The sequence below is a fragment of the Erythrobacter westpacificensis genome (assembly GCF_039542285.1).
Lineage (GTDB): Bacteria > Pseudomonadota > Alphaproteobacteria > Sphingomonadales > Sphingomonadaceae > Alteraurantiacibacter > Alteraurantiacibacter westpacificensis.
In genome coordinates, this window is record NZ_BAABHV010000021.1 from 164,436 (window position 1) to 176,965 (window position 12,530).

General features: G+C 65.3%; 9 protein-coding genes. 8 read left to right on the top strand and 1 reads right to left on the bottom strand.

What is annotated here, in order from left to right; genetic code table 11:
• Positions 1-30 precede the first annotated feature (30 nt).
• The 4 genes from ABFX23_RS13635 to ABFX23_RS13650 all read left to right on the top strand — a co-directional run bounded on the left by ABFX23_RS13635 (position 31) and on the right by ABFX23_RS13650 (position 6,663).
• On the top strand, positions 31-2,202 hold the full coding sequence (locus tag ABFX23_RS13635; protein ID WP_346033555.1) for a primosomal protein N': 2,172 nt from the start codon (positions 31-33) through the stop codon (positions 2,200-2,202).
• A gap of 114 nt (positions 2,203-2,316) precedes the next feature.
• Positions 2,317-3,405, top strand: a complete 1,089-nt coding sequence (locus ABFX23_RS13640; RefSeq protein ID WP_346033556.1) for a PAS domain-containing protein — start codon at positions 2,317-2,319, stop codon at positions 3,403-3,405.
• A 10-nt stretch (positions 3,406-3,415) separates the two neighbouring features.
• Positions 3,416-4,975 (top strand): cryptochrome/photolyase family protein, encoded by a 1,560-nt coding sequence (locus tag ABFX23_RS13645; protein WP_346033557.1) that lies wholly within the window; start codon positions 3,416-3,418, stop codon positions 4,973-4,975.
• 92 nt (positions 4,976-5,067) lie between these two features.
• Positions 5,068-6,663 carry a tetratricopeptide repeat protein gene (locus ABFX23_RS13650; RefSeq protein ID WP_346033558.1) on the top strand — a complete coding sequence of 532 codons (1,596 nt, stop codon included), beginning with the start codon at positions 5,068-5,070 and terminating at the stop codon, positions 6,661-6,663.
• 18 nt (positions 6,664-6,681) lie between these two features.
• Here the strand turns inward: ABFX23_RS13650 and ABFX23_RS13655 are convergent, their stop codons facing one another.
• Positions 6,682-7,716 (bottom strand): bifunctional transcriptional activator/DNA repair enzyme AdaA, encoded by a 1,035-nt coding sequence (locus ABFX23_RS13655; RefSeq protein ID WP_346033559.1) that lies wholly within the window; start codon positions 7,714-7,716, stop codon positions 6,682-6,684.
• Positions 7,717-7,768: 52 nt separating this feature from the next.
• Here ABFX23_RS13655 and ABFX23_RS13660 point away from each other — a divergent pair, with 52 nt between their 5' ends.
• The 4 genes from ABFX23_RS13660 to ABFX23_RS13675 all read left to right on the top strand — a co-directional run bounded on the left by ABFX23_RS13660 (position 7,769) and on the right by ABFX23_RS13675 (position 12,522).
• The gene (locus ABFX23_RS13660; RefSeq protein WP_346033560.1) at positions 7,769-9,373 is read left to right on the top strand and encodes a S1 family peptidase; all 1,605 of its coding nucleotides are present in this window, start codon (positions 7,769-7,771) and stop codon (positions 9,371-9,373) included.
• Positions 9,374-9,504: 131 nt separating this feature from the next.
• Positions 9,505-10,062, top strand: a complete 558-nt coding sequence (locus ABFX23_RS13665; RefSeq protein ID WP_346033561.1) for a F0F1 ATP synthase subunit delta — start codon at positions 9,505-9,507, stop codon at positions 10,060-10,062.
• A gap of 29 nt (positions 10,063-10,091) precedes the next feature.
• Positions 10,092-11,621 carry a F0F1 ATP synthase subunit alpha gene (gene atpA, locus ABFX23_RS13670; protein ID WP_346033562.1) on the top strand — a complete coding sequence of 510 codons (1,530 nt, stop codon included), beginning with the start codon at positions 10,092-10,094 and terminating at the stop codon, positions 11,619-11,621.
• 31 nt (positions 11,622-11,652) lie between these two features.
• A complete protein-coding gene (locus ABFX23_RS13675; RefSeq protein ID WP_346033563.1) occupies positions 11,653-12,522 on the top strand; it encodes a F0F1 ATP synthase subunit gamma in 870 nt (289 codons plus the stop codon).
• The last annotated feature ends 8 nt before the right edge of the window (positions 12,523-12,530 follow it).

Here is a 12,530-nt window from a genome sequence, read left to right on the forward strand (position 1 = left end):
CGGGCCGTTGCACCGCCCATATGGCTGGCAATGCCCGCAACCCGCGTCCGCCTCCTCGTCATGAACGCCGCTCTCGGTCCGCTCGACTACCGGGTGCCCGAAGGCATGGCGGTCGAGCACGGCTCCGTCGTCGTCGCGCCGCTGGGGCCGCGTCAGGTGACAGGCATAGTCTGGGAAGATGAACGCCTGCCGACCAATCCTGTGCCCGAGGAAAAATTGCGCCCGCTGCTGGGCGTGCTGGACGTGCCGCCGATCCTTGCGCCGCTGCGGCGGCTGATCGAATGGACGGCGGACTACTACGTCGCCCCGCTGGCGGCAGTGGCGCGCATGGTGATCGCCAGCGGCGGCGCGCTGCGCGGCCCGGCCACCATGACCGAATACCGGCTGACCGGGGGCACGCCCGAGCGCATGACCCCGCAGCGCGCCGCGGCGATAGAGGCGCTGGACGGCGAGCAGGCGACGATCCGCGAGCTGGCCGGCATCGCTGGCGTATCCGAAGGCGTGCTGCGCGGCCTCGTGAACCAGGGCGTGCTTGAACCGGTGGAAGTGGACGTCGACCGCCCCTACCCCCGCGCTGCCGCCGACCACCATCTGCCCGGCCTTTCCGATGATCAGCGCGAAGTGGCGGATCGGCTGGTGGAACTGGTCGAGGCGCGGGAATTCGCCCCCGTCCTGCTCGACGGCGTAACCGGCTCCGGCAAGACCGAGACCTATTTCGAAGCCATCGGCGCGGCTATCGCTCAGGATCGGCAAGTGCTGGTCATGCTGCCCGAGATCGCGCTGACCGAGGCGTTCCTGTCGCGGTTCGAGGAGCGGTTCGGCGCTGCCCCCGTCGTCTGGCACTCCTCGCTGAAGAGCGCCGAGCGCCGCCGCGCCTGGCGCGCCATCGCCAGCGGGGAAGCGCAGGTTGTGGTCGGCGCGCGCTCCGCCCTGTTCCTGCCCTATGCCAACCTCGGCCTGATCGTGGTCGACGAGGCGCACGAGATCAGTTTCAAGCAGGACGACGGCGTGCGCTACAACGCCCGCGACGTGGCCGTGATGCGCGCCCGGTTCGAGAAATTCCCGGTGATTCTCGCCAGCGCCACGCCCGCGCTGGAGAGCCTGCACATGGCAGACACCGGCATTTACGAGAAACTGGTGCTGCCCAGCCGTTTCGGCGGGGCGCAACTGCCGGAAATCCACCTTGTCGACCTGACCGAGGAGAAGCCCGGCTCCGGCCAGTGGATCGCCCCGCCGCTGCGCCGCGCGCTGTTCGACCGGCTGGAGAAGGGCGAGCAGTCGCTGCTGTTCCTCAACCGGCGCGGCTATGCCCCGCTGACGCTGTGTCGCCATTGCGGCTTCCGCTTTCAGTGCCCCAATTGCAGTGCCTGGCTGGTGGAGCATCGCCTGAGCAAGCGCCTTGCTTGCCACCACTGCGGCCACGAGACCGCGCCGCCCGAAAAATGCCCCGAATGCGGCGAGCCCGACTGCCTCGTCGCCTGCGGCCCCGGCGTGGAACGGATCGCCGACGAGGTGGCCGAGATGTTGCCTGAGGCGCGGGTGGCGGTCGTCACCTCCGACACCCTCAATTCGCCTGAAAAGGCCGCCGAATTCGTCGCCATGGCAGAGGCCAGGGCCATCGACGTGATCGTTGGCACGCAGCTTGTTACAAAAGGCTTTCACTTCCCCGAATTGACGCTGGTAGGCGTGATTGACGCCGACCTTGGCCTCGAAGGCGGAGACCTGCGCGCCGCCGAGCGGACATACCAGCAGGTGGCGCAGGTCGCGGGCCGTGCAGGGCGCGGCGCGAAGCCGGGCGAAGTGCTGATCCAGACGCGCCACCCCGAAGCCGCCGTGATCGCCGCGCTGGAAGCGGGTGATCGCGACGCCTTCTACGAGGCGGAGACCGAAGCGCGCCGCTATGCCCAGGCCCCGCCCTTTGGGCGCTGGGCCGCGATCATCATTTCCAGCGAGGACGAAAAGGAAGCGCGCGAGGCGGCGCAGCGGCTGGGCGACACCCGCCCGATCCTGGACGATGTGCAGGTTCTCGGCCCCGCCCCTGCCCCAATGGCCCTGTTGCGCGGGCGTTACCGGTATCGCCTATTGCTGAATGCACGTCGAAGCGCGGAACTACAGCAAGTGATCCGCGTTTGGCTTGCAGGGATCGATCATCCGCCGGGAATCCGGATCGGAGTGGACATCGACCCTTACAGCTTTGTCTGAGCGTCCCCGTCTTTCCTGACAGAGGTTGCCAAATATCATAGCTGGAAGTCGGTTTGTTGCTTAGTTGGGCAACGGACGAACGGGGTTGAACAACTTGCAGGAATACGAAAGACGATGAACAAGTCGCTCAGTGAACAGAAGCTTCACCCGGCAATCGACCCCAAGAATCCACCCGCCTTCCCCGAAGGCATTTCCCGCGAAACGATGGAAGACCTGCCCTTCGCGCTGGTCATCGCGGACGCGCAGCTCGAAGACATGCCGCTCATCTACGTCAACAACGCGTTCGAGCGGATTACCGGATACGATCGCAGCGCCGTGATCGGGCGCAATTGCCGCTTCCTCCAGGGCGAGAGAACCGATCCCAAGGACGCGCAGGATATTCGCGAAGCGCTGGAAGACGGGCGCGAGATCACCGTCGATATCCTCAACTACCGCTCGACTGGCGAGGAATTCATCAACCGCCTGCTCATCTCTCCGATGAAGCAGAACGGCACGATTACGCATTTTTTGGGCATTCAGTCCGAACAGCCGAAGGACCGCGCCGTGGCCGCCCGCGCGGCGAAACTGGACGAGCAGCTGCGCGAAGTGCAGCACAGGGTGAAGAACCACCTCGCTCTTCTGCTTTCCATGATCCGCATGGAATCGCGGAAATCGACCGATACCGGCAGTTCGCTCAAGGTGCTGGCGAACCGGGTCGAGGCGCTCAACATGCTCTACGACGAGTTCTCGCGCGCCGGGAGTTCGGCGGCTGACTCAATCGCGCTGGGCGCCTACGTCTCGCGCGTGTGCAGCGCGCTCAACATGCTGGACGGCAAGCGCGAGGTGCGCATGAACCTCGACATGGAGGAAACCCGCGCCTCGCTCGATGCCGCATCACAGGTCGGCCTGCTGGTCTCCGAATTGCTCACCAACGCGCTGCAACACGCTTTCGAAGCGCAGCACGAAGGCGTGGTCAACGTGCGCCTGTGGCGCGGCGATGCAGACCAGAACGTGTGCCTCGTTGTGGAGGATAACGGCAACGGTATTCCCGGCGATGTCGACTGGCCCAATGAAGGCAGCCTTGGCGCGCGCATCGTGCGCGAGCTAGTGAACCGCCTCGACGGAAAGCTCGACGTCGACACTGGCAGCGCCGGCACCGTGGTGACGATCACCCTGCCGCTGGCCACCCTGACTGCCGACCTGGACGAAGAGGCCGAGGGCTAGCGCCCGCGCAATGGCCCGCCCCGTTCTCGTCCCGGTGCTGGGAGACCAGCTGACCCGCAACCTTGCCTCGATCAGGGGGCGCACCAAGGACGATACCGTCATCCTCATGATGGAGGTGTGGGACGAGGCGACCTACGTGCGCCATCACAAGCAGAAGATTGCCCTGATCTTCTCCGCCATGCGCCACTTCGCCGCCGTACTGCGCGATGCGGGCTGGCTAGTCGATTACGTGCGGCTGGACGACGAAGGCAATTCCGGCAGCTTCACCGGCGAAGTCGCCCGCGCCGTGGAGCGCCACGATCCGTGTGCGATCCACGTGGTGGAGGCAGGCGAATGGCGCGTGCAGCAGGCCATCGAGGAATGGCCCGACAAGTTCGACTGCGAGGTGGAAATCCTCCCCGACGATCGCTTCATCGCCTCCATCGCCGAATTCCGCGAATGGGCGGAAGGCCGCGACACGTTTCGGATGGAGTTCTTCTATCGCGAGATGCGCCGGAAAACGGGTCTTTTGATGGACAGCGACAAGCCCGAGGGCGGCGAGTGGAACCTCGACAAGCAGAACCGCGAATCTCCCGACGACGAGATGGACCCGCCAGAGCGCGCCAAGTTCGAACCGGATGAAATGACGTGCGACGTGGTCTCGCTGGTGAAAGACAAGTTCGGCGACCATTTCGGCAGTCTCGAAACCTTCAACTGGCCAGTCACCCGCGAAGAGGCGGAGGAAGCCGCCGACCGCTTCTTTGCCGAGCGGATCGAGAAGTTCGGCCCCTACCAGGACGCGATGGTCCACGGGCAGGACGACCTCTATCACTCGATGCTGTCGACCAGCATCAACCTGGGCCTGCTCGATCCGCTGGATCTGTGCCAGCGCGCGGAGAAAGCCTACCGCGACGGCAAGGCGCCGCTGAACAGCGTGGAGGGCTTCATCCGCCAGCTGATCGGCTGGCGCGAATACGTGCGCGGGTTCTACTGGTATTTCATGCCGGGGCTGGAGAGCGACAACAAGCTGAACGCCCAGCGCGGCCTGCCGGAGTTCTACTGGACGGGGGAGACCGACATGCGCTGCATGGCCGATTGCATCCGCTCCACCCGTGAGAACGCCCATGCCCACCATATCCAGCGGCTGATGGTGCTGGGCAATTTCGCCCTGCTGGCGGGTATCAACCCGCGCGAGGTGCAGGACTGGTATCTTGTGGTCTACGCCGATGCCTACGAATGGGTGGAACTGCCCAACGTCGCGGCGATGATCCTCTACGCCGATGGCGGCAAGCTGGCATCCAAGCCCTATGCGGCGAGCGGGAATTACATCAACAAGATGTCCGACTATTGCCGCGAATGCCGCTATTCGCCCTCGAAGAAGACCGGCGAGGATGCCTGCCCCTTCAACCCGCTCTACTGGCATTTCATGGACAGGCACCGCGAGCTGCTGGAACAGAACCACCGCATCGGCCGCATCTATTCCACCTGGGACCGGATGGACGAGGCCAGGCGGCAGGACTACCTCGACAGCGCGGAGGCCTTTCTCGACACGCTGACACCCGCCGCGAAAACCTGGGCCCGCAACGAATAGTGCGGAAAGCTGCGAAAGTTCAGGTTTCAATCGAAATCGGTCTGTCTAAGGTAGCAACTCCATCGAATCGCTGACTTTTGGGGACTACTGTCATGCGGCTGCTGCTTACCGCCTTTGCTTTCCTGTTCGTGTCGAGTCCGGCGGCTGCCGAATGGTGGCGGGCGGAAACGAACAATTTCGTCATCATTTCCGAAGATGACGAGGACGAAGTGCGCCGCTTCGCTGCCGAACTGGAGCGGTTCGACATGGCCCTGCGCTACCTCCAGAACATGCCGATCGGGGAGGAGCAGCCCACAGATGCCACCAAGCTGACCGTCTACCGCTTCGGCGATGTGGGCGATATCGGCCGCATGGCGGGGTCTTCGGGCGTGGCGGGCTTCTATATCCCGCGCGCAGGCGATTCGGTCGCGTTCAGCCCCGCGCGCGAGGAACGCCGCCGCTCCATGACCGTGGTGGACGTGGATCGCAGCCGCAACCGCGTCGCGCGGCTGGATGCCGTCAGCGTGTTGCAGCACGAATACGTCCACTACTTCATGATGCAGCATTTCCCCGCCGCCTATCCCGCCTGGTACGTGGAAGGCTATGCGGAACTGCTCGCCACGATCCGCTTCAACGAGGACGGCACGTTCCACGTCGGCGATCCGCCGCAGTACCGCGCCGCACAGATCTTCCAGCTGCGCCAGTTCCCGATCGAGGACATGCTGGACCAGGAGCACGAGCTTTCGGGCTACGAAGGCTATCAGTTCTACGGCACCGGCTGGCTGCTGGCGCACTACCTCAACTTCGATCCCACCCGCCTTGCGCAGCTGAACGAATACCTCGTCGCCATCGGCCAGGGCGAGGACAGCCTGACGGCCGCACGCCGCATCTTCGGCGATCTCGACCAGATCGACCGCGAACTGCGCGAATACCGCGATGGTGCCTTCCCCGGCTACGACGTGACCACACCCGGCTATGTCGAGCCGCAACCGCAAATGCGCCGCCTGACCGAAATCGAGGAAGACCTGATCCGCGAGGAAATGGAACTGCGCCGCGGCGTGGGCAAGGACGATGCCGCCAAGATCGCCCGCGACATCATCCGCAAGGCGGGCGGTGGCTCCATGCCCAGCCAGTCACACGCGCTCGGCCTGCTGGCCCGCGCCTATTACGCGGCGGAGGACTACGACAACGCGCTTGCCGTGGGCGAGAGGCTGATGGAGGTGGACGACACGAACATCCTCGGCCCGCTCGTCGCCAGCTGGGTCGCCGCCGAACGCTCCGACGACGATCCCGCATGGCAGGAACGCGCAGTCCAATATGCCGCCGATGCGCTGATGATCGACGAGCACGATCCGCGCACCCGCATCGCCTATTATTACAGCTTCCTCGCCGCCGACATGGAAGTGCCCGAAAACGCGGTGATCGCGCTGGAACAGGCCTTCGACACCGCCGGCAGTGACCCGACCTATCGCGTCTTCCTGGCGCGTCAGCTGCTTTTCGAAGACCGTCTGGGAGACGCGAAGGCCGTGCTCCAGCCCATCGCCTTCCGCGGCCACAACCAGGGGCCGAGCGACAACGACGAAGAGCGCGACCCCACCAAGCGTCCGCCGAATCTCGACGAGATCATGGCCGAGATCAACGAGGGCGACCGCGATGCGGCGCTGGCGATGATGGACGAACTGATCGACTGGGAGCCGGAGGACGCCTGAGGGGCGCCTCGCTTCCGGCTACTCTTTCTCGCGCTCGCGCCGCAGCAGTTCGGCCTTGATGGTCGTGCCATAGGCATAGCCGCCCAGCCCCCCGTCCGCCGCGATCACGCGGTGGCACGGGATCAGCACCGCAACGTTGTTGGCGCCGTTCGCTCCGCCCACGGCGCGGCTGGCCTTGGGTGAGCCCAGCGCGGCCGCAAGTTCGCCGTAGCTGCGCGTCTCGCCAGGAGGGATGCGACGCAACTCGTCCCAGACACGCTGCTGGAAGGCGGTGCCCTGCACGTCCAGCGGAATGTCCTGCCCCGTGCCGGGTTTCTCGACCGCTGCCGCCACTTGCTCGAACAGCGCGGCGAACGATTCGTCGCCTTCGAACAGTTCCGCATTGGGAAAGCGCGCCCTGAGGTCCTTCTCGGTCTCGTTGAACGACAGGCGACACACCCCTTTCTCGGTCGCGGCCACCAGCATCGGCCCCAGCGTCGTCTTGATCACGGCGAAGTGGACACGCTGCCCCTTGCCCGGGTCCCGGCGCTCGCTCGCTGCCATGCCCTGTCCTTTCATGTCCTCGTAGAACCGCGAGGGGCCTGAATAGCCCGCCGCGTATATGGCATCGCTCACCCGTGCCCCGCCGATCAGCGCCTCCCCCGCCCGCTCTCGCCGCAAGGCGCGGGCATAGGCGGCGGGAGACAGGCCGACCGCGCGGGTGAACACCCGTTGCAGGTGCGTGGGAGAATAGCCGGTCGCCGCGCCCAGTTTTTCCAGCGAGACCGGCCCATCGCCATCGCGCAGGATCTCCAGCACCCGCAAGACGGCTGCCTCATCGCGCGATTGCTGGTCCGGCGCGCACCGTTTACAAGGGCGCAGGCCCGCCGCCTCGGCCTCCAGCGGCGTGGCGTAGAACCGCACGTTTTCCCGCTTCGGCGCTCGGGCCGGGCAGGACGGGCGACAATAGATGCCGGTCGAATGGACGCCCGTCACGAATGCACCGTCGAAACGGCGATCCTTCGCCAGCGCGATGCGCCAGCGGTCTTCATCGGAAAGGTCGTGGTCGGTCATGCCATCTATATGTCAGCTTGCCGCAGGCTGCGCGTCCCGAAGCTTGCGGTCAATGCACACTACTATAGAAGCGCGGCATTATATGCATCGCATCCTTGCCCTTTTCGCCCTGTTGTTCGTCGCATTCACGCTAAGTCCTGCGCCTGCCTCCGCCGATCCGGCGGATATCGACGCGGCGGCGCGCGGCGTGGTGCGCGTAATCGTGATCGGGCACGACGGGGAGGAAATCTTCCCGGTCTCGCACGGCACCGGCTTTGCCGTGGGCGGCGCGCGCGTCGTCACCAATGCCCACGTGGTGCAGGAAGCGATGGACGACGATCGCCTGGATATCGGCGTCGTGCCCGCAGAGGGCGACCAGGCCGTTTATGCCCGCGTCGTCTCGGTCAGCCCGCGCAACGATCTTGCCCTGCTGGAACTGACAGAGCCGCTGGGCCTGCCGCCGCTCACCATCGCGGGCAACCCGCCGCAGTCGGGCGCGGTCACGGCGGTGGGCTACCCGCTCAACGTGGACCGGGCGCAGGGCCTCGGCCAGTCCGACATCTTCCGCGCGCAGCCGCCCGTTACCGCCACCGGGTTCCTTTCCGGCCGCCGCCCCAGCCGCGAGTTCGATACCATCCTGCACACAGCGCCCATCGCGCGCGGCAATTCTGGCGGACCTTTGCTGGACGATTGCGGCCGCGTGATCGGGGTCAACAGCTTCGGCACGGAGAGCGCAGGCTCCGATGCGGAGTTCTTCTTCGCCATCAGCACGCGCGAGCTGCTGCCCTTCCTGCGCGCCAACGACGTGCAGCCGCGCATCAACTCGCTCACCTGCCGCAGCCTGGCCGACCTCGAGGAAGAAGAAATCGCCCGCGCCGAGGCACAGGCCCGCGCCGAGGCCGACCGTGCAGAGCGCGAGGCGGAGGCGCTGGCCCAGCAGACGGCGGAAGCACGCCGCACCATTACATACGAGGTACTGGATTCGCGCACCAACGGCATGGCGCTGTCGCTCTTTATGCTGATCGTCGCTCTTGGTGCTGGCGGCGTTGCGGCGTTCGGGCACATGCAGCGCGACATGCGCCTGCGCGCCATCGGCGGTGCAGCGGCGCTCGTGGCGATCCTTTGCGCGCTTATCGCGTGGGTCTCGCGCCCCGCATTTGCCGAGATCGACGAGCGGGTGCAGGAAGCCCTGCGCGAAGGCGCGGTGGACGAAGGCCCCAGCGGCACGATCGCCACGCCGGAGCCGACGGCCTCGGCCGCTGCCAGCCTCACCTGCGTGCTGGATACCGATCGCAGCCGCGTGGTGGGCGACCCTGCCGAAGACCTCGATATAGAATGGTCGGGCGATGGCTGCATCAACGGGCGCACACAGTATGGCCTTACCAGCGGGCGCTGGACCCGCGTGTTCGTGCCCGCCAACGAAGCCGCCGTCTCGGTCAACCGGTTCGATCCCGAAGCGGGCGAGCTGGTGATGGAGCGCTACCTGCTGGACCTTGCTGCCATGCGCCAGGCGCGCGCCGCCCGCGGCCAGTTCGTCGCCCCCGAATGCGGCGCGGACGAAGCGGCCTCGCTCGATCTCGCCAGCAACCAGGGCGCTATCATCAACGCCCTGCCCCAGCGCCCGAACGAACGGCTGGTCTATCGCTGCGGCCCTGCGATGGGTGCGGGGGAGGAATAGTTCCTCCCCACCGGGTTGCATGAATCAAACCTCGGTGCTAGGCGCGCGCCAGCCTTAAGGGACGGTTTTGCTGCGCCCGCTAACAAGGCATCCAGTTTTTCCGTTTCTCGGACCTTGAAGGACACTCGCGCGTGGAGCTTTCCGCCGGTATTCAGGCCAGCCTGGCAGGGCGTTATGCCTCGGCCCTATTCGATCTCGCCAGTGAAGCTGGCACGGTAACCGCAGTCGAGTCCGATCTCGACACGCTCGATTCCGCCCTGCGCGAATCGGCAGATCTTTCTGCGGTCATCACCAATCCCGAAATCAGCCGTTCGCAGCTGTCCGCCATCATGGCGGGCGTTGCCGATCACCTCGGCCTTTCGGCATTGACGAAGAACTTCCTCGGCGTGCTGGCGGAAAACCGCCGCGTGTCGAAACTGCCGGGCATGATCCGCGCCTTCCACACCATCGCCGCTGCACAGCGCGGCGAGGTGCAGGCCGAAGTCGCCTCCGCCCATGCCCTCACCGATGCCCAGTTGCAGGAATTGGAAAGCAAGCTGCGCGCCCGCGAAGGCCGCACGGTGAAATTGAAATCGCGCGTCGATCCCGAACTTCTGGGCGGGCTCGTCGTCACCATCGGTTCGAAGCGCATCGACAGCTCGATCCGTACCCGTCTCAACTCCCTCGCCCAGGCCATGAAGACCGCCTGAGTAGCCATATCTGAAGAAGGCTGATTGCAATGGATATCCGCGCCGCAGAAATCTCCAAGGTCATCAAGGACCAGATCGCCAATTTCGGCACCGAAGCCGAAGTGAGCGAAGTCGGCTCCGTTCTCTCGGTGGGTGACGGCATCGCCCGCATCCACGGCCTCGACAAGGTGCAGGCCGGCGAGATGGTGGCCTTCTCCAACGGCATCCAGGGCATGGCCCTGAACCTCGAAGCCGACAACGTCGGCGTCGTGATCTTCGGCTCGGACGCCGAAATCAAGGAAGGCGACAGCGTCAAGCGCACCGGCACCATCGTGGACGTTCCGGTCGGCAAGGGCCTGTTGGGCCGCGTGGTTGACGCGCTGGGCAATCCCATCGACGGCAAGGGCCCCATCACCGACGTGACGCGCGAGCGCGTGGAGCAGAAGGCTCCGGGCATCATCCCGCGCCAGTCCGTGAACGAGCCGGTGCAGTCGGGCCTCAAGGCCATCGACGCCCTCGTGCCGGTCGGTCGTGGCCAGCGCGAACTGATCATCGGTGACCGCCAGACCGGCAAGAGCGCCGTGGCGATCGACACCTTCATCAACCAGAAGGACGCGCACGCCGGCGACGACGAGAAGAAGAAGCTCTACTGCATCTACGTTGCCGTGGGCCAGAAGCGCTCCACCGTCGCGCAGATCGTGAAGAGCCTCGAGGAAAACGGCGCGATGGATTACACCATCGTGATCGCCGCCACCGCTTCGGAGCCCGCCCCGCTGCAGTACCTCGCGCCCTACACCGGCGCCGCGATGGGCGAATTCTTCCGCGACAACGGCATGCACGCCGTGATCGTTTACGACGACCTTTCCAAGCAGGCCGTGGCCTATCGCCAGATGTCGCTGCTGCTGCGTCGTCCTCCGGGCCGCGAAGCTTACCCCGGTGACGTGTTCTACCTGCACTCCCGCCTGCTGGAACGCGCCGCGAAGATGAACGACGAGAACGGCGGCGGCTCGCTGACCGCGCTGCCGATCATCGAAACGCAGGCTGGCGACGTGTCTGCCTACATCCCGACCAACGTGATCTCGATCACCGACGGCCAGATCTTCCTCGAAACGGACCTGTTCTACCAGGGCATCCGTCCCGCCATCAACGTCGGCCTCTCGGTGTCCCGCGTGGGCGGTGCCGCCCAGACTAAGGCGATGAAGAAGGTGGCAGGCTCGATCAAGCTGGAGCTGGCGCAGTACCGCGAAATGGCGGCCTTCGCCCAGTTCGGCTCGGACCTCGATCCCTCCACGCAGAAGCTGCTGAACCGCGGCGCGCGCCTGACCGAGCTGCTGAAGCAGCCGCAGTTCTCGCCGATGCCGATGGAAGAGCAGGTCGTGTCGATCTTCGCTGGCACCAACGGCTACATCGACTCCGTTCCGGTGGACCGCGTGACCGAATACGAAGCCGCGATGCTCAGCTACATGCGCAACGAACACGCCGACGTCCTGAAGACGATTGCCGACACCGGCAAGTTCGAGGACGACACCCGTGAAAAGGTGAAGAGCGCGCTCGACACTTTCGCCAAGCAGTTCGCCTGAACCGGTAACTCGAGAACGATAGGGAGCCGAAATGGCTAGCCTCAAGGAACTCAAGGACCGGATCAAGTCGGTCAAGTCCACGCAGAAGATCACCAAGGCGAAGCAGATGGTCGCCGCGGCGAAGCTGCGCAAGGCGCAGGCCGCCGCCGAAGCCGCCCGTCCCTATGCGGAGCGGCTGGCCGGCGTCATGGGTTCGCTCGCCAGCAAGGTGAGCGGCGACAGCGCCCCGCTGCTGCTGCGCGGCACCGGCTCCACCCAGCGTCACCTGCTGGTGGTAGTCAACACCGACAAGGGCCTGTGCGGCGGTCTCAACGCGAACATCGTGAAAGAGGCCAAGAAGCAGGCGCGCGCGCTGATTGCCGATGGCAAGGACGTGAGCTTCTACCTCGTCGGCAAGAAGGGCCGCGCCCCGATCAAGCGCGACTACGCCGACAAGATCGATCACCACTTCGACACCAGCGAAATGCGCAATCCCGACTTCGAGGAAGCGGAAAAGATTGCCGACGACCTGGTTGCGCGGTTCGAGAAGGGCGAATTCGACGTCGCCCACCTCGTCTACCCGATCTTCAAGAGCGCGCTGGCGCAGGATCCGACCACGGTCCAGCTCCTGCCCGTACCCGCTCCTGAAGATGCGCCCGCGTCCGACGCTGCCGTGGAATACGAACCGGACGAGGAGGAAATCCTCGAAGACCTGCTGCCGCGCTACATCAAGACACAGCTGTTCGGTGCCCTGCTGGAACGCGAGGCCTCCGAACAGGGTGCCTCGATGACCGCCATGGACAACGCCACCCGCAACGCCGGTGAACTGATCGACAAGCTGACGATCCAGTACAACCGCAGCCGCCAGGCCGCGATCACCACCGAACTCATTGAAATCATCGCGGGCGCCGAAGCCCTTTAACACTGGAA

Excerpts from the sequence above, each read along its gene's own strand:
- atpA (WP_346033562.1), top strand. The coding sequence starts at position 10,092 with ATGGATATCCGCGCCGCAGAAATCTCCAAGGTCATCAAGGACCAGATC.
- ABFX23_RS13675 (WP_346033563.1), top strand. The coding sequence starts at position 11,653 with ATGGCTAGCCTCAAGGAACTCAAGGACCGGATCAAGTCGGTCAAGTCC.
- ABFX23_RS13650 (WP_346033558.1), top strand. The coding sequence starts at position 5,068 with ATGCGGCTGCTGCTTACCGCCTTTGCTTTCCTGTTCGTGTCGAGTCCG.
- ABFX23_RS13655 (WP_346033559.1), bottom strand. The coding sequence starts at position 7,716 with ATGACCGACCACGACCTTTCCGATGAAGACCGCTGGCGCATCGCGCTG.
- ABFX23_RS13635 (WP_346033555.1), top strand. The coding sequence starts at position 31 with ATGCCCGCAACCCGCGTCCGCCTCCTCGTCATGAACGCCGCTCTCGGT.
- ABFX23_RS13645 (WP_346033557.1), top strand. The coding sequence starts at position 3,416 with ATGGCCCGCCCCGTTCTCGTCCCGGTGCTGGGAGACCAGCTGACCCGC.
- ABFX23_RS13660 (WP_346033560.1), top strand. The coding sequence starts at position 7,769 with ATGCACACTACTATAGAAGCGCGGCATTATATGCATCGCATCCTTGCC.
- ABFX23_RS13640 (WP_346033556.1), top strand. The coding sequence starts at position 2,317 with ATGAACAAGTCGCTCAGTGAACAGAAGCTTCACCCGGCAATCGACCCC.